The organism is Streptomyces lacrimifluminis, assembly GCF_014646095.1.
Classification (GTDB): Bacteria; Actinomycetota; Actinomycetes; order Streptomycetales; family Streptomycetaceae; genus Streptomyces; species Streptomyces lacrimifluminis.
The window spans coordinates 87574-103975 of sequence record NZ_BMMU01000003.1 but is presented as its reverse complement, the minus strand read 5'-3'; the positions used below and the strand labels follow the sequence as shown (position 1 = coordinate 103975).

Here is a 16402-nt window from a genome sequence, read left to right as displayed (position 1 = left end):
CGCGCCGGTAGCCGTACCGCGAGGTTCGGGCCGGCCTGACACGACGTACGCTGGAAACCGCACCCCTTATCCCGTATCCGGAGCACCTTTTTCGTGAGCGAGCAGCCCCGTCGGCCCCAGAAGCCCGGCAAGCCCTACCGTCGGCCCCAGAAGGACCCCGTCCGCATCCTCGCCTTCGAGGCGCTGCGGGCCGTGGACGAGCGGGACGCGTACGCCAATCTGGTGTTGCCGCCGCTGCTTCGGGCGGCCCGCGCGAAGGGGGGCTTCGACGGACGGGACGCGGCTCTCGCGACCGAGCTGGTCTACGGGACGCTGCGCAGGCAGGGGACCTACGACGCCGTGATCAGCGAATGTGTCGACAGGCCGCTGCGCGAGGTCGATCCGCCGGTGCTCGATGTGCTGAGCCTCGGTGTGCACCAGCTGCTCGGGACGCGGATCCCCACGCACGCCGCCGTGTCCGCCTCCGTCGAGCTGGCCCGGGTCGTGCTCGGCGACGGGCGGGCCAAGTTCGTGAACGCCGTGCTGCGCAAGGTCGCCCAGCACGATCTGGACGGCTGGATCGAGCGGGTCGCGCCGCCCTACGACGATGATCCCGAGGACCATCTCGCCGTCGCGCACTCGCATCCCCGGTGGGTCGTCTCCGCGCTGTGGGATTCACTGGGTGGCGGCCGTGCCGGGATCGAGGAACTGCTCGTCGCCGACAACGAGCGGCCCGAGGTCACCCTGGTCGCACGGCCCGGCCGGTCCACCACCGAGGAACTGCTCCGCGAGGAGGCCGCGGTGCCCGGGCGCTGGTCGCCGTACGCCGTGCGCCTCGCCGAAGGCGGAGAACCCGGGGCCATCGACGCCGTACGGGACGGGCGGGCGGGCGTGCAGGACGAGGGCAGTCAGCTCGTCGCGCTGGCCCTTGCCAACGCTCCGATCGACGGGCCCGACAAGGCCTGGCTCGACGGGTGTGCCGGGCCCGGCGGCAAGGCCGCGCTGCTCGCCGCCCTCGCCGCGGAGAGGGGTGCGCTGCTGCTCGCCTCCGAGAAGCTGCCGCACCGGGCCGGGCTGGTCGCGAAGGCGCTGAACGGCAATCCGGGCCCGTATCAGGTCGTCGTGGGGGACGGGACCCGGCCGCCGTGGCGGGCCGGCAGTTTCGACCGGGTGCTGATGGACGTGCCGTGCACCGGGCTCGGGGCGCTGCGCAGGCGGCCCGAGGCCCGCTGGCGGCGACGCCCCGAGGACCTGGAAGGTTTCGCGCCGCTCCAGCGTGCGCTGCTGGCCACCGCGCTGGAGTCGGTACGCGTCGGTGGCATCGTCGGCTACGCCACCTGCTCGCCGCACCTCGCCGAGACCCGGGCCGTGGTCGACGACCTGATCAAGCAGCACCCGAACACCGAACTCGTCGACGCCCGGCCGCTGTTGGAGGGCGTCACCGACCTCGGCGACGGTCCCGACGTACAGCTGTGGCCGCATCTGCACGGGACCGACGCCATGTATCTGGCCCTCATCCGCCGGACCGGGTGACCCCCGGGGCGGACTCGCGGGGCGTGGCCCCGCCGTCCTCCTCGGCCAGCCGGTGCGGCCACCAGACCTTCGGGCCCACGTCCAGGAACAGGGCCGGGACCAGCACCGACCGGACCACGAACGTGTCCAGGACCACGCCCAGGGCCACCGCGAAGCCGATCTCCGCGAACGCCACCATCGGGAGCGTGCCCAGGGCCGCGAACGTGCCCGCAAGGACGAGGCCCGCCGAGGTGATGACCGCGCCGGTCGTCGACAAGCCCGTCACCACGCCCTTGCGGGTGCCCTGACGAGCCGACTCCTCGCGGATCCGGGTGGTCAGGAAGATGTTGTAGTCGATACCGAGCGCCACCAGGAACACGAAGACGAAGAGCGGGAAGTCCGTCGACTCGCCCGCGTAGTCGAACAGGTGGCGGAAGGCGAGGGCGCTGATGCCCAGGGCCGCCGCGAAGGACAGCACCACCGTGCCGATCAGCAGCAGCGGGGCGATCAGGGCCCGGAGCAGGCCGCAGAGGATCAGCAGGACCACCACCAGGACGAGCGGGATGATCAGTATGTTGTCGTGCGTCGTCGCCCTGTCCATGTCCAGCAGGGCCGCCGTACCGCCGCCCACCTGGGCGTCGGCGTCCGGCACCGCGTGCACGGCGTCCCGGACCCGCTCCACGGTCTGTTTCGCGGCCTCGCTGTCCGCGGGGGCGGTCATCGTGGCCTCGAAGAGCACCTTGCCCTCGTGGGAGGACTTCGTGCCCGGGGGCAGGCCGAGGGACGTGGGCACCACGCCACGCGTCTCCGCGACCGCCCGGCCGACCTGCTGGGCCTGTGCCTGGTTGCTGATGACGACGAGCGGATCACCGCTGCCCGCCGGGAAGTAGCGTGCGGACACCTCCTGGCCGACGATCGAGTCCGGCTTGTCGGTGAACGCGTCCGCGTTGCTCAGGCCCTCGGCACGCAGCTGCATCAGGCCGAACGAGCACGCGACCAGGGCTGCCGCCGTGATGCCCCAGATCATGCGGGGGCGGACGGCGATGCTCCGGCCCATCCGGGCCCACAGACCGCGCTCGGTCGGGTCGGGCGAACCGTTGTGCGGGATCACCGGCCAGAAGATCCAGCGCCCGCAGATCACCAGCAGGGCGGGGAAGAGCGTCATCATGGCCAGCAGGGCCACCGCCACCCCGATCGCCGCCACCGGGCCCAGGCCGCTCGTCGAGTTCATCTCGGCGACCACCAGCACCAGCATGCCGAGCACGACCGTCGCACCGGACGCGATGACGGCGGGGCCCGCACGGTGCAGGGCGAGCGCCATCGCCTCGTGGCGGTCCTCGTGGCGGCGCAGCTCCTCCCGGTAGCGGGCGACCAGGAGCAGGGCGTAGTCCGTCCCCGCGCCGAACACCAGCACGGTGAGAATGCCGGCGCTCTGGCCGTTCACCGTCAGGCCCGCGTGCTCGGCGAGGAAGTAGATCAGCGCCTGCGCGGTGAACAGGGCGGCGACCACGCCCAGCAGGGGCACAAGGATCAGGGTGGGACTGCGGTAGGTGAGCAGCAGCATCACGATGACGACGCCCATCGCCGAGAGCAGCAGCGTCGAGTCGATGCCCTCGAAGGCCTCCGAGAAGTCCGCCGACGTACCACCGGGACCCGTGATGTGCACGGCCAGCCCGGCCGCACCGGTACCGGCGGCGGCCCGGATGGAGTCGACGGCGGGCGCGATCCGCTCCCAGCCCTTCTCGTCCATCGTGATGGGTACGAAGATCTGCGCGGCCCGAGGATCTGAGGCGCGGTCGTACACCGGGCCCCGCGTCTCGGAGCCCCGGATACCGTGGTCCCGCAGCTTCTCCAGCCGCGCCGTGCCCTCGGTGATCCGGGCCCGGTCCGCCGCCGTGAGACCACTCCCGCGCGCGTAGACGACGATCGCGGGGATCTGCTCCGGCCTGAAGTCCTCGGAGAGGTGCAGCACCTGAGTGGACTCGGCGGACCCCGGCAGCCAGGAGGCGGCGTCGTTGTCCTGGGCGTCGGTGAGCTTCTGCGCGAAGGGCGCGGTCAGGAACAGCACCACCAGCCACAGGGCCAGCACCAGCCACTTGGCCCGCCGCCCACAGACGAGGTGAGCGATCCCACGGTTCCCGTTCATACCCACCTCGCCTGCTCCCACCTAGGGACGCGGGGAACTGCGCGACCAGCCACACCCGACCCGCGGACTCCACACAACCCATGCCACGACGGACCCGAACACGCAACCCCCGGAGGGCATGGCAGGCTTGGGGCATGGCCGCGCAGATCAACCCCAGTATCCTGTCCGCAGACTTCGCCCGACTCGCCGAGGAGGCGAAGGCGGTCGACGGGGCCGACTGGCTTCATGTCGATGTGATGGACAACCATTTCGTACCGAACCTCACACTGGGTGTGCCGGTCGTAGAGTCCCTGGCGCGGGCGACGGACACCCCGCTGGACTGCCACCTGATGATCGAGGACCCCGATCGATGGGCACCGCAGTACGTGGAAGCGGGTGCAAGTTCCGTCACCTTCCATGTGGAGGCCGCCGCCGCTCCGGTGCGGCTCGCCCGTGAGATCCGGGCGAAGGGTGCCCGGGCTTCCATGGCCCTCAAGCCCGCGACCCCGATCGAGCCGTACGAGGACCTGCTGCCCGAACTCGACATGCTGCTGATCATGACGGTCGAGCCGGGTTTCGGCGGCCAGGCGTTTCTCGACATCATGCTCCCCAAGATTCGCCGCACCCGCGAGTTGATCAGCAAGCACGGCCTTGAGCTGTGGCTCCAGGTCGACGGAGGCGTGTCCGCCTCCACCATCGAGCGATGTGCCGAGGCCGGCGCCGATGTCTTCGTCGCCGGATCCGCGGTCTACGGCGCCGCGGACCCCGCCGAGGCGGTACGTGCACTGCGCACGCAGGCGCAGACGGCGACCGCCGGTGCGTCCTGGGCGTGCGACCACTGAGCCAAGGGAACGTGAACGACGTACTTCTGGGCAGATCATGCACGCGGGATCTGACAGGATGAACGGCGAATCCAGAATGTGAACAGCAGCGATGTAAGAGCAGTGAGGAGATCGCCGTGTCGGGTATGTCGGCTGGCCGGTCAGCCATGCGGATGGGACCCGCTGAGCTGGTGCAGGCGGCGGCCATGGCCCGCCGCTTCTACCTGGAGGGCAAGTCCAAGATCCAGATCGCCGAGGAGTTCGGCGTCAGCCGCTTCAAGGTGGCCCGGGTCCTGGAGACCGCTCTCGAACGGGATCTGGTGCGGATCGAGATCCGTGTCCCGGCCGAACTGGACGCCGAGCGCTCGGACGCGCTGCGCGCCCGGTACGGCCTCAGGCACGCGGTCGTGGTCGAGTCCCCGGCCGAGGCGTCCGAGGAGTCACCCGATCCCGAGAACCTCGGTGAAGTGGCCGCCGACCTGCTCGGCGAGCTGGTCAACGAAGGTGATGTGCTGGGTCTCGCGTGGGGCCGGTCCACGATCCACATGGCGGCGGCCCTCGACCGGCTGCCGCCCTGCACGGTGGTCCAGTTGACGGGGGTGTACGACGCCGGAACCGCCGAGCGCGGCTCCGTCGAGGCGGTCCGCCGGGCCGCCCAGGTGTCGGGCGGCGACGCCCACCCCATCTACGCCCCGATGCTGCTGCCCGACGCGGCCACCGCCGCGGCGCTGCGCAACCAGACCGGGATCGCGCGGGCCTTCGAGTACTTCGACAAGGTCACCGTCGCCTGCGTCTCCATCGGCTCCTGGGAGGCCGGTATCTCGACGGTGCACGACATGCTCAGCGACGAGGAACGCGGCCACTACGCGTCCCTTGGTGTCGCCGCCGAGATGTCCGCGCACCTCTTCGACAGCGAAGGGCGCCGGGTCGGCCGTGACCTCGGCGAGCGGTGCATCACGGTCAAGACGGACCAGCTCCGCCGGGTCCCCGAGGTCGTCGCGATCGCGGGCGGTCAGCGCAAGGCCGCCGCGATCGACGCGGTGCTGCGGTCCGGGCTGGTCACCAGCCTGGTCACGGACACCGCAGCCGCGGACTACCTGATGACGGCGGGCCCGACGCCGAAGCCGGCGCTCAACAGGGCGGACCCCGACGGGATCTGACGGGTTGTGAGGATGCGGGCGGTGCCCGGGCTCCCTTCGGGGCCCGGGCACCGTTCTGTTCCCTCACCCTGTTCGGGGCGATGCTCACGTGGATGGTCGCAGGCCCTGAGTCGTGCTCGTCGGCCTCCGGGGCCACATGGGGCAGGGTCCGGTCGAGCGGGCCGGGCGTCCGCCAGGCGTGTTCGCCAAGCACCGTCGTGACCGCCGGCACGAGCAGCAGCAGCCGTACGACCGTCACGTCGATGAGCACGCTCACCGCCAGTGCCAGTGCCAGTGCAGGCCGAGCTCGGGGCAGGCCAGACCGCCGATGACGCTGACCAGCGCGGTCAGCAGGGGGAGGCCGGTGGTGAGGACGCCGTCGAAGCCGACCAGCGGGCCGGCGATCGCCACCGCGAACCCGATCAGCTCGCTGACCCGGTCGTCGTCGGCGGGCCGGACCGGTTCGACCAGCGGTCCGCCGTACCCGCTTCGCGCACCGGCCGGCCGCAGCGGTTTCACCGAGGTGTCGACGCCGTCGAGGTAGTCGTTGTCGAGGGGGGACGGGTGAACGGCTGGACGTCGAAGCGGGCGGCGCGCCCACGTTCCCGCCCGGGTCGTCGTTGTCATGGGGTGGGGCGGTGGGATCTACTACAGCGATGATCACTTCGATCCTTCGCGACTCCTCACGGCGGTGCTGAGATGACCGACCACCCGCTCGCTCCGGTGTTCGCCGGCCGCGCGCCCGCCGGTGTCCTGTCCTGGCCCGCCGCGCTCCCGGCGGAGCACGCACTCGTAGCCGCCCGCGAGGCGGGCTGGGAGAGCGCCGACCTCGACCTCACCGACGTGTCGGACAAGGCCGGGCTGATGACGGCCTGCGCCACCGCGATGCGGTTCCCGGACCACTTCGGCTCGAACTGGGATGCCCTGGCGGACTGTCTCGGTGACCTGGCATGGTGGCCCGCGAGCCGAGGCCGGCTCCTGCTCGTCCGGAACTGGCAGGTGTACGCGGCGGCCCGGCCCGAGGAGTGGAACACGCTCCAGGAGATCTTCGCCGACGCCGCCGCGAGCTGGCGGGAGACGGAGACGGGTCTGGCGGTGGTGATGGTGCTCGCCTGACGCCCGTGCCGTCGTGCGCTGTGGTGCGCACTCGTGTGCCGTCCGGGCGGTGGCGTCCGTCGGAGGATGCCACGATCCGTCCCCCGATCCGTCTGGACGATCCGACCAGGCGGTTTCAGGTCACCGGCATGGGACAATGAGGTACGTGCTCTTCCCCCTGGCTGTCCTGTCCGGGGGCCACCTCTGATCGACCGGGATGTGCAGCACGTGCGTTTCCTCAACGACATCCAGCCCCCGTACGACCTGACGTACGACGACGTCTTCATGGTTCCGAGCCGTTCCGCCGTGGGTTCCCGGCAGGCCGTGGACCTCAGCTCCCCGGACGGTACGGGTACGACGATCCCGCTGGTCGTCGCCAACATGACCGCCATCGCGGGCCGCCGGATGGCCGAGACGGTCGCGCGGCGCGGCGGACTCGTGGTCATTCCGCAGGACGTCCCGATCGAGGTCGTCACCGACGTCGTCTCCTGGGTGAAGAGCCGTCATCTCGTGCTCGACACGCCGATCATGCTCGCGCCGCACCAGACCGTCGCCGACGCCCTCGCCCTGCTGCCCAAGCGGGCGCACAACGCGGGTGTGGTCGTCGACGCCGAGCAGCGGCCGGTCGGTGTGGTCACGGACGCCGACCTGACCGGTGTGGACCGCTTCACCCAGCTCTCCGAGGTGATGTCGAGGGACCTGCTCCTCCTCGACGCCGACATCGACCCGCGCGAGGCCTTCAACCGCCTCGACGGCGCCAACCGGCGGTACGCGCCCGCTGTCGACGCCGAGGGCAGGCTCGCCGGCATCCTCACCCGCAAGGGCGCCCTGCGCGCGACCCTCTACACGCCGGCGACGGACGCGAACGGGAAGCTGCGTATCGCCGCCGCCGTCGGCATCAACGGCGATGTGGCCGGAAAGGCGCAGCAACTGCTCGACGCGGGCGTCGACACGCTCGTCATCGACACCGCGCACGGTCACCAGGAGTCGATGCTCAGCGCCATCAAATTGGTCCGCGACCTCGACCCGGACGTCCCGATCGCCGCGGGCAACATCGTCGCCGCCGAGGGTGTCAAGGACCTCGTCGAGGCTGGCGCCGACATCATCAAGGTCGGCGTCGGACCGGGCGCCATGTGCACCACCCGCATGATGACGGGCGTGGGCCGCCCGCAGTTCTCGGCGGTCATGGAGTGCGCGGCGGAGGCGAAGAAGTACGGCAAGCACGTCTGGGCGGACGGCGGGGTACGGCACCCCCGCGACGTCGCGATGGCGCTGGCCGCCGGTGCGTCCAACGTCATGGTCGGCTCCTGGTTCGCGGGGACGTACGAGTCCCCGGGCGACCTCCAGCAGGACGCCGCCGGGCACCTCTACAAGGAGTCGTTCGGCATGGCGTCCGCGCGTGCGGTGCGCAACCGTACGTCGGAGGAGTCGGCGTACGACCGGGCCCGCAAGGCGCTGTTCGAGGAGGGCATCTCCACGTCCCGGATGTTCCTCGACCCGGCCCGTCCGGGCGTCGAGGACCTGATCGACTCGATCATCGCGGGCGTCCGCTCCTCGTGCACCTACGCGGGCGCCAACTCCCTGGAGGAGTTCGCCCAGAAGGCCATCGTCGGCATCCAGAGCGCCGCCGGGTACGCGGAGGGCAAGCCGCTCCACGCCAGCTGGAGCTGACCCGACGGTGCTGAACGATCTCGACGAACGTATCGTGCACGCCCTTGCCGAGGACGCGCGTCGCTCCTACGCGGACATCGGGCAGCTGGTCGGGCTGTCCGCGCCGGCCGTGAAGCGGCGGGTGGACCGGCTACGGGCGAGCGGGGCGATCACCGGGTTCACCGTGCGGGTGGACCCGGCGGCGCTGGGGTGGGAGACGGAGGGGTTCGTCGAGATCTACTGCCGGCGGAACACCTCGCCGGAGACGATCCAGCGGGGGCTGGAGCGGTATCAGGAGGTGGTGGCCGCGTCCACCGTGACGGGGGAGGCGGATGCGGTGGTGCAGGTTTTCGCCTCTGACATGCGGCACTTCGAGCGGGTGCTTGAGCGTATCGCGGGGGAGCCGTTCGTCGAGCGGACGAAGTCCGTGCTGGTGCTGTCTCCGTTGCTGCGGAGGTTTTCTTCCGGGTCGCCTACGTAGGTGGGTTCTTGGGATTTCGGCGGGTGCGGGTGCGGGTGCGGGTTCGTTGTGGCTTGTCGCACAGTTCCCCGCGCCCCTTTCCGGCAACTCCGCAGCGCCCGTTACAAGTTGCCCTACTCTGTTGTCTTTCTCGCCAGGGCGTTGTTCGCGATCGAGTTGTGGACGCTGAAGCTCACCGCGTCGCCTCGGTAGCGGTCGTCGGACCATTCGACCGGGCGGCCTTCCCTCGTCGTTGTCACGCGGCGGACGCGTAGGAGAGGGCTCGTGCGGCGGATGCCGAGGAGTTCGGAGTCCTGGGCGCCGGCCGCCACCGCGTCGATGACGTGTTCGCCGTATGCGAAGACCAACCCCGTGTCCTCGAAGAGGCGTTGGGTGACTGAGGGGCAGTCCGGCTCGATGCGTTCCACGGACGGGGCGATCCAGCCGGCGTAGACCGTGCGCTCCAGGAGGACCGGTTCGCCGTCCAGGCCGCGTAGGCGTAGGACGTGCAACACCCGTTCCTTCTCATGGAGTTGGAGGCGGATCGCGTCCTCCGCCGTCGCCGGGCGGTACTCCTGGTGCACCACCTGGCCCGTCGCCTCGCGGCCCATCGCGCGGGCCCACTGGGCGAAGCTGCGCAGCTCCTCGAAGGTCTGGCTGCGCCGGCTGGCCAGGACCACCCGGCGGGCGCCCTGGCGGGAGCCGATCAGGCCCTCGGCCGTCAGGGCCGCCACCGCCTGGCGGATCGTGCCGCGGGCCACGCCGTAATGGGCGGCGAGTTCCGTTTCCGCAGGCAGACGGCTGCCGACCGTGTACTGCTCGCGGTCGATCGCCCGGCGCAGCTCGTCGGCGATCTCCTCGTGTCGCGCCGTCATGCTTCCCCTCCGGGTTCATCGCTGTGCACAGCGTGAGCAGCCTAGTCGACATCCGCGAGCCGTCCAGGCACAGCCGGATTGTGCAGGGAATCAGCGGTCAGCGTTTCGCCAGTGTTTACGAGCGTGATACCGGAGGAGGGCGTACTGAGGCCAACTTGTTCAGACAAGTTCTCGCACTACTCACCCCTCGTGCGCACCCCTGGAGAGACCGTGATCGTGTCCCTGCCGAGAACAGCCGTCCGCGGTGGCGCCCTCGCCGTCGTCGCCGCGCTCGCCCTGAGCGCCTGCGGCGCGGCCCCCGACGACACGTCGACCACCGCGAACGGCAGGAGCGCGGCCACCGCGACCTCCGCCGCCGACTTCGGCGGCATGGCCCAACTGGTCACCGCCGCCAAGGAGGAGGGCACCCTCCACGCCATCGCGCTGCCCCGCGACTGGGCCAACTACGGCGCCCTGATCGACGGATTCCAGAAGAAGTACGGCATCAAGATCGAGGTCGAGAACCCCGACGGGGCAAGTCAGGACGAGATCAACGCCGTCACCTCCCGCAAGGGGCAGGACCGGGCACCCGACGTCCTCGACCTGGGCAGTTCGTTCGCGCTGAGTGCCGCCCAGCAGGGGTTGCTCGCGCCCTACAAGGTCGCTTCCTTCGCCGACATACCCGAGGGGCAGAAGGACCCGGAGGGGCGCTGGTTCAACGACTACGGCGGCTACATCTCCATCGGATGCGACGCCAAGCGGGTGAAGACCTGTCCCACCTCCTTCGCCGATCTGCTGAAGCCCCAGTACAAGGGTCAGGTCGCCCTCAACGGCAACCCCACCAAGTCCGGTTCGGCCTTCGGCGGCGTATGGGCGGCCTCCCTCGCCAGCGGCGGCTCCTTCGACGACATCCAGCCCGGCCTCGACTTCTTCGCCAAGCTGAAGAAGAACGGCAACTACACGCCCGTCGAGTCCAGCCCGGCAACCGTCGAGAAGGGCGAGACGCCGATCAGCATCGACTGGGACTACCTCAACGCGGGCTACGCCGACGAGTTCAAGTCCAAGGGCGTCGACTGGACGGTGTCCGTGCCCAGCGACGGCGAGTTCTCCCAGTACTACTCCCAGGCCATCAACAAGGACGCCCCGCACCCCGCCGCCGCCCGGCTGTGGCAGGAGTACCTCTACAGCGCCGAGGGACAGAACCTCTGGCTCAAGGGGTACGCCCGCCCGGCCCTGATGCCCGCCATGGAGAAGGCCGGCACGCTCGACAAGGCCGCCGCCGCCAAGCTGCCCAAGGTCTCCGGCACGCCGTCCTTCCCCACCGAGGCGCAGCAGAGCAAGGCCAAGACCGTGCTGGCCGAGGGCTGGGGCAAGGCCGTCTCCGGATGACCGCCACCCTCACACGGGTCGACGTGACGCCCGCCGCTTCCGTGAAGCGGCGGCGTCGCGCCCCCGGCTGGCTCGCCGTGCTGCCGTTGCTCGTCTTCGTGGCGGTCGCCTTCGGGGTGCCCGCCCTGGCCATGCTGAACGGTGCCTTCACCGTCAAGAACCAGGCCACCGGCGCCACTTCGTACACCACGGCCAATCTGACCGACTCCCTCCAGGGCGCGTATCTCACCGCCCTGCTCGGCAGCGTCAAGCTGTCGGCCGTGTCGGCGCTCATCGCGACCGTCCTCGGACTGCTGCTCGCCCAGGCCGTGGTGACCTCCCGGTTCCGGGCGCTGCGCGAGGCCGTGCTCACCGCCTCCGGGGTGCTCGCCAACTTCGGCGGGGTGCCGCTGGCCTTCGCCTTCGTCGCCACCCTCGGCAACTCCGGTGTGCTGACCAGGCACTTGGGGCTCGCGGACCAGGGCTGGAGCCTGTACAGCTTCTGGGGGCTGGTGATCGTCTACCTCTACTTCCTGATCCCGCTGATGGTCCTCACGATCACACCCGCGCTCGACGGCCTTCGGTCCCAGTGGCGCGAGGCCGCGCGGAACAACGGGGCCACCAACGTCCAGTACTGGCGGCACGTCGGCCTGCCCGTGCTGCTGCCCTCGCTGCTCGGCGGGTTCGTGCTCCTCTTCGGCAGCGCCTTCGCCGCGTACGCCACGGCCGCGGCCATGGTGGGCAGTTCGGTCCCGCTGGTCACCCTCCAGATCGCCGACGCCATCTCCGGCAACGTGCTCGTCGGCCAGGAGAACGTGGCGCTCGCACTCAGCCTCGACATGGTCCTGATCGCGGGCCTGGTCATGGCCGTGTACCTGCCCCTGCAACGGAGGAGCGCGCGATGGCTCGCCTGAACCTGTGGCGCGGGGTGGTCCTGACCGGCGCGGCGGTCTACTTCCTCGTCCCGCTCGCCGCCTCCGTGATCTTCACGGTCGACGTACCGGGCGAGGGCGTCACCTTCGACGCCTACGGCCAGATCGTCGGCGCCGACGGCTTCCTGCCCGGCCTGGTGCTCTCCCTCGAACTGGCCGCCGCCACCATCGCCGTGGTCCTGCTCCTGATGGTGCCCGCGATGGTCGCGCTGCGGCTCGGCGCACCCCGGCTGCGGCCGGTCGTCGAGGTGATCTGCTCGCTGCCGCTGGTCGTCCCGCCGATCGCGTTCGTCGCCGGGATCTCCACGGTGCTCAAGTGGGGCCCCGAACACCTTTCCCGCACGCCCCTGTTCCAGACCCTCGTCGCCATCCAGAACCCCGACTTCCCGGTCGTCCTCGTCCTGGCGTACGTGGTGATGGCGCTGCCCTTCGTTCACCGGTCGCTGGACGCCGGGCTGCGCGCGATCGACGTCCGCACGCTGGTCGAAGCAGCCCGCAGCTGCGGTGCGAGCCCGGCACAGGCACTGGTGACGGCCGTGCTGCCCAACCTGCGCGGGGCGATTCTCAACGCCTCCTTCCTCACCCTGGCCCTGGTGCTGGGCGAGTTCACGGTGGCGCAGCTGCTCGGCTTCCAGCCGTTCGCCGTGTGGATCTACAGCGTCGGCGGCTCGCAGGCCCAGCTGTCCGTCGCCGTCTCCGTGCTCAGCCTGCTCGTCACCTGGGCCCTCCTCCTCGCGCTCGCCGGGCTCGGCGGGCGTCCCCGAACCGCCGCCAAGGGATGAACCACATGACGCTCGACAAGGCCGCCACTGTCGAATTCCGGGGCCTGCGGCGGGAGTTCGGCCCGACCGTCGCCCTCGACGGACTCGACCTCGCGGTGCGCCCGGGGGAGCTGCTCGCGCTGCTCGGCCCGTCCGGCTGCGGCAAGACCACCGCGCTGCGCATGCTCGCCGGGTTCGAACAGCCTGATTCCGGGGAGGTGTTGGTCGACGGGGAGGACGTCACCCAGGTCCCCGCCCACCGCCGCGACGCCGGGATGGTCTTCCAGTCGTACAGCCTCTTCCCGCACCTCAGTGCCCTCGACAACGTGGCCTTCGGACTGCGGATGCGCAAGGTGCGCACATCCGAACGGCGGGCCCGCGCAGCCGAGTTGCTGGACCTGGTGGGCCTCGCCGACAAGGGCGAGCGGTTTCCGCACCAGCTCTCCGGCGGCCAGCAGCAGCGCGTCGCCCTGGCCCGCGCACTCGCCCTGCGCCCGCGCGTGCTGCTCCTCGACGAACCGCTGTCGGCCCTCGACGCCAAGGTGCGACTGAACCTGCGCGAGGAGATCCGGCGACTGCAACAGGAACTCGGCATCACCACCCTGTTCGTGACGCACGATCAGGAGGAGGCCCTGTCCATGGCCGACCGGGTCGCCGTGATGCACTCCGGGCGGCTCGAACAGTGCGCCGCACCCGCGGAGTTGTACGGTCGGCCCGCCACCGCCTTCGTCGCCGAGTTCGTCGGCACGATGAGCCGGATTCCGGGACGGCTGTCCGGCGGCTCGGTCGAGGTGCTCGGACAGCGGCTACCGGCCGACGGCGAGGCGCCCGACACCGTCGAGGTCGATGTGCTGGTCCGGCCCGAGGCGGTCCGGGTCGGCGCGGATGCGGCGGGCGACGCACGCGTCATCGCCACGGCGTTCCTCGGCGCGGTCACCCGGATCAGCGTACGGCTCGGAGACGGCACCGAGGTGAAGGCCGACGTGCCCGCACACGAGGCCGCCACGCTGGGCGCGGGTGCCGCCGTGCGCGTGTCGCTGCCGGAGCGGCCGGTGCTGGTGGCCGGGCGCGCGGACCGGCCGTGAATCCATGAGTGCGTGAGTCCGCGTTGCCGGATTCCGTGAGTCTTCCGTGAGTTTGCGAGAGAGAGAAACGTGACCCCCCACGCCCCCCATGCCTCCCATATCCCCCACCCGCCCCAACTCCCGCTCCAAGCTGTCCTGTTCGACATGGACGGCACGCTCGTCGACACCGAGCGGCTGTGGTGGGAGGCGGTGGAGCAGGTCGCCGGGAGACCGCTGACCGTCGCGGACCAGCCCGAGGTGCTCGGCCGGCCCGTCGAGCACACGGCCGACTGGCTGGCCGCCGCCACAGGCGTGGAGGCCGGGCAACTCGCCGCCGAACTGCACCGGGAGTTCGCGGCCCGCGTCAGCACCGGCATCGTGCCCCGCCCCGGCGCGCTCGACCTGCTCGACGAACTCGCCCGGGCAGGGATACCCACCGCCCTGGTGACCGCCTCCCCCCGGGCCGTCGCCGACACCGTGCTCGAAGCGCTGGGGGCCACCCGCTTCGCGGTCTCCGTGACCGCCGACGACACCGAACGCACCAAGCCGGCCCCCGACCCGTACCTCGCCGCCTGCCGCGCCCTGGGCGTCGACCCTGCCGCCTGTGTCGCCGTCGAGGACACGGCGACCGGCGTCGCGTCGGCCGACGCGGCGGGCTGCGCGGTGCTGGCGGTGCCGTCGCTCGCGCCGATCGAGGCGGCGCCGGGCCGGACGGTACTGGACAGCCTGGCCGGAGTCACCGCGGCGCGGCTCGGCGCCATGGTCACTCACGACGTTCGGCTCCGGGTGATGAGCTGGAACCTCTGGCTCGGGGGCGCGAAGGTGGACGGCCACCGTGAGAAGCAGCTCAAGGTGATCGTCGACACGGGCGCCGACGTGGTCGGTCTCCAGGAGACGAACGGCACCTCCGCCCGGGAACTGGCCGATGCGCTCGGCTGGCACCACCATCAGGCGGGCCCGAACCTCGGCGTCATCACCCGGTATCCGATCACCGCCCGGCTCGGTGACCCGGACGTCGGCTTCTACGGGGCGACCGGGGTACGGATCCGGCTGGACCGCGGGCTGGAGGTGGACGTCTGGAGCGCCCACCTCGACTGTGCGCCGTACGGGCCGTACGAGGTCCGGTTCGACGGGCTTCCGGCGTCCGAGGTGATCGCCCACGAAGGCGGGCGGCTGGCGCGGATGCGGGAGATCCTGCGGCGGATCGGGGATTCCGTCGCCGACGACTCCACGCCCGTCGTGCTCGCCGGGGACTTCAACACGCCCTCGCATCTGGACTGGCCGGGGTTGGAGTGGCCGGTGACGAAGGCGGTGGAGGAGGCGGGATTGAGGGACTCGTACCGGGAGGTGCATCCGGACGCGGTCCGGGAGCCCGGTCATACCTGGTCGCCGATTCATGTCGAGCACGAGGACGGGAGTGGGCGGGTGGAGCCGCAGGACCGGATCGACTTCGTGCTGTACAGGGGGGCGGGGTTGAGGGTGCTGGACTCGCGCGTGGTCGTGAACGGGGTGGTGCGGGCGTGGCCCGAGGTGGCCGACAATGTCTGGCCCTCGGACCACGCGGCGGTACTGACGATCTTCGGGCTGAGCTAGAGGCGTTCCTCCGCCTCCGCCCCCGCCTCCCCTACCCGTCCTCGGGGGCGCTGCCCCCGACCCCCCGCTCCTCAAACGCCGGAGGGGCTGGAACACCCAGCCCGTGCAGGGGCGAGGACAATGAATCGCTGCCCAGCCCCCTCCCCGCGCAACGATTCGCTCACCGGCGCGCAACGGCTCCTCCTTGTCCCGCCGAGCCCGCCCCCCGTACCGTCTAACTCTGGCCCCCAACCCCCTCAAGCCCTTGCAAGGACCCCGCATGCGCACCGCCCTGCTCCAGAGCTCCGGCCGCCCCGGCTCCCTCGTCGAGAACCTCAAGGTGCTCGACGAGGCCGCGGGCCGGGCCGCCGCCGCGGGCGCCGCGCTGCTGGTCGCGCCGGAGATGTTTCTCACCGGGTACGCGATCGGCGACGGCATCGGCCACCTCGCCGAGCCCGCCGACGGCGACTCCGCGGACGCGGTCGCCGAGATCACCACCCGGCACGGCCTCGCGATCGCCTACGGCTACCCGGAGCGGGCCGGCGACCAGGTCTTCAACTCCGCGCAGATCGTCTCCGCCGACGGCGACCGTCTCGCCAACTACCGCAAGACCCACCTCTTCGGCTGCTTCGAACGCGACCACTTCACGCCGGGCGAGCAGCCCGTGGTCCAGGCCGAACTGGGCGGTCTCCGCGTCGGCCTGATGATCTGTTACGACGTCGAGTTCCCGGAGAACGTCCGCGCCCACGCCCTCGCAGGCACCGACCTCCTCCTGGTCCCCACCGCGCAGATGCACCCGTTCCAGTTCGTCGCGGAGTCCGTCGTACCGGTGCGGGCCTTCGAGAACCAGCTGTACGTCGCCTACGTCAACAGGGTCGGCCAGGAAGGGGAGTTCGACTTCGTCGGGCTTTCCACGCTCGCCGGACCCGACGGAGTCGCCCGCACCCGGGCCGGCCGTGGTGAGGAACTCCTCCTCGCCGACGTCGACCCCGTTCTCCTCGCCGCCTCCCGCGAGGCGAACCCGTATCTCCAGGACCGGCGTCCCGGCCTGTACGGCTCCCTCGGCTGAG

The 16402-nt window shown here is 71.0% G+C and carries 14 protein-coding genes and 1 pseudogene; 12 read left to right on the top strand and 3 right to left on the bottom strand.

Annotation, left to right across the window (positions count from 1 at the left end; translation table 11 throughout):
- Nucleotides 1-93 precede the first annotated feature (93 nt).
- The gene (locus IEY89_RS05865) at nucleotides 94-1512 is read left to right on the top strand and encodes an RsmB/NOP family class I SAM-dependent RNA methyltransferase (protein WP_189146188.1); all 1419 of its coding nucleotides are present in this window, start codon (nucleotides 94-96) and stop codon (nucleotides 1510-1512) included.
- Here the strand turns inward: IEY89_RS05865 and IEY89_RS05860 are convergent.
- Complete coding sequence (locus IEY89_RS05860; protein ID WP_189146187.1) at nucleotides 1493-3637, bottom strand: MMPL family transporter; 2145 nt, start codon at nucleotides 3635-3637, stop codon at nucleotides 1493-1495. The two genes, IEY89_RS05865 and IEY89_RS05860, sit on opposite strands and share 20 nt — an antisense overlap.
- Before the next feature lie 134 nt (nucleotides 3638-3771).
- On the opposite strand from IEY89_RS05860, the gene rpe reads away from it, so the two are divergent.
- Both rpe and IEY89_RS05850 read left to right on the top strand, forming a co-directional pair.
- Nucleotides 3772-4458: a ribulose-phosphate 3-epimerase gene (rpe, locus tag IEY89_RS05855; protein WP_189146186.1), complete on the top strand. Its 687-nt coding sequence runs from the start codon at nucleotides 3772-3774 to the stop codon at nucleotides 4456-4458.
- 146 nt (nucleotides 4459-4604) lie between these two features.
- Nucleotides 4605-5597: a sugar-binding transcriptional regulator gene (locus IEY89_RS05850; RefSeq protein ID WP_229695069.1), complete on the top strand. Its 993-nt coding sequence runs from the start codon at nucleotides 4605-4607 to the stop codon at nucleotides 5595-5597.
- Between the two features lie 276 nt (nucleotides 5598-5873).
- On the opposite strand, the pseudogene IEY89_RS05845 reads toward IEY89_RS05850, so the two are convergent.
- Nucleotides 5874-6146 (bottom strand): annotated as a pseudogene (locus tag IEY89_RS05845) (MMPL family transporter); the annotation flags it as partial.
- A gap of 129 nt (nucleotides 6147-6275) precedes the next feature.
- Here IEY89_RS05845 and IEY89_RS05840 point away from each other — a divergent pair.
- The 3 genes from IEY89_RS05840 (at nucleotide 6276) to IEY89_RS05830 (ending at nucleotide 8802) form a co-directional block, all read left to right on the top strand.
- Nucleotides 6276-6692: a barstar family protein gene (locus IEY89_RS05840; protein WP_189146184.1), complete on the top strand. Its 417-nt coding sequence runs from the start codon at nucleotides 6276-6278 to the stop codon at nucleotides 6690-6692.
- Between the two features lie 207 nt (nucleotides 6693-6899).
- Nucleotides 6900-8342, top strand: coding sequence for a GuaB1 family IMP dehydrogenase-related protein (locus IEY89_RS05835; protein WP_189146486.1), 1443 nt, complete (start codon nucleotides 6900-6902; stop codon nucleotides 8340-8342).
- Between the two features lie 7 nt (nucleotides 8343-8349).
- Nucleotides 8350-8802: an Lrp/AsnC family transcriptional regulator gene (locus IEY89_RS05830; RefSeq protein WP_189146183.1), complete on the top strand. Its 453-nt coding sequence runs from the start codon at nucleotides 8350-8352 to the stop codon at nucleotides 8800-8802.
- A 113-nt stretch (nucleotides 8803-8915) separates the two neighbouring features.
- Here IEY89_RS05830 and IEY89_RS05825 read toward each other — a convergent pair whose 3' ends face one another.
- On the bottom strand, nucleotides 8916-9656 hold the full coding sequence (locus tag IEY89_RS05825; RefSeq protein WP_189146182.1) for a GntR family transcriptional regulator: 741 nt from the start codon (nucleotides 9654-9656) through the stop codon (nucleotides 8916-8918).
- Nucleotides 9657-9866: 210 nt separating this feature from the next.
- On the opposite strand from IEY89_RS05825, the gene IEY89_RS05820 reads away from it, so the two are divergent.
- The 6 genes from IEY89_RS05820 to IEY89_RS05795 all read left to right on the top strand — a co-directional run bounded on the left by IEY89_RS05820 (nucleotide 9867) and on the right by IEY89_RS05795 (nucleotide 16401).
- Nucleotides 9867-11024 (top strand): ABC transporter substrate-binding protein, encoded by a 1158-nt coding sequence (locus tag IEY89_RS05820; RefSeq protein ID WP_189146485.1) that lies wholly within the window; start codon nucleotides 9867-9869, stop codon nucleotides 11022-11024.
- Nucleotides 11021-11917, top strand: coding sequence for an ABC transporter permease (locus IEY89_RS05815; RefSeq protein WP_189146181.1), 897 nt, complete (start codon nucleotides 11021-11023; stop codon nucleotides 11915-11917). The genes IEY89_RS05820 and IEY89_RS05815 overlap by 4 nt, the downstream gene beginning before the upstream one ends.
- Entirely contained in the window at nucleotides 11905-12717 is an 813-nt protein-coding gene (locus IEY89_RS05810; protein ID WP_189146180.1) for an ABC transporter permease, read from the top strand. Before IEY89_RS05815 ends, IEY89_RS05810 begins: the two co-directional genes overlap by 13 nt.
- A 5-nt stretch (nucleotides 12718-12722) precedes the next feature.
- Nucleotides 12723-13781, top strand: a complete 1059-nt coding sequence (locus IEY89_RS05805) for an ABC transporter ATP-binding protein (RefSeq protein ID WP_189146179.1) — start codon at nucleotides 12723-12725, stop codon at nucleotides 13779-13781.
- 69 nt (nucleotides 13782-13850) lie between these two features.
- Complete coding sequence (locus IEY89_RS05800; protein WP_268240721.1) at nucleotides 13851-15353, top strand: HAD-IA family hydrolase; 1503 nt, start codon at nucleotides 13851-13853, stop codon at nucleotides 15351-15353.
- Between the two features lie 259 nt (nucleotides 15354-15612).
- Nucleotides 15613-16401, top strand: a complete 789-nt coding sequence (locus IEY89_RS05795; protein ID WP_189146178.1) for a carbon-nitrogen hydrolase family protein — start codon at nucleotides 15613-15615, stop codon at nucleotides 16399-16401.
- Nucleotide 16402: the final 1 nt, after the last annotated feature.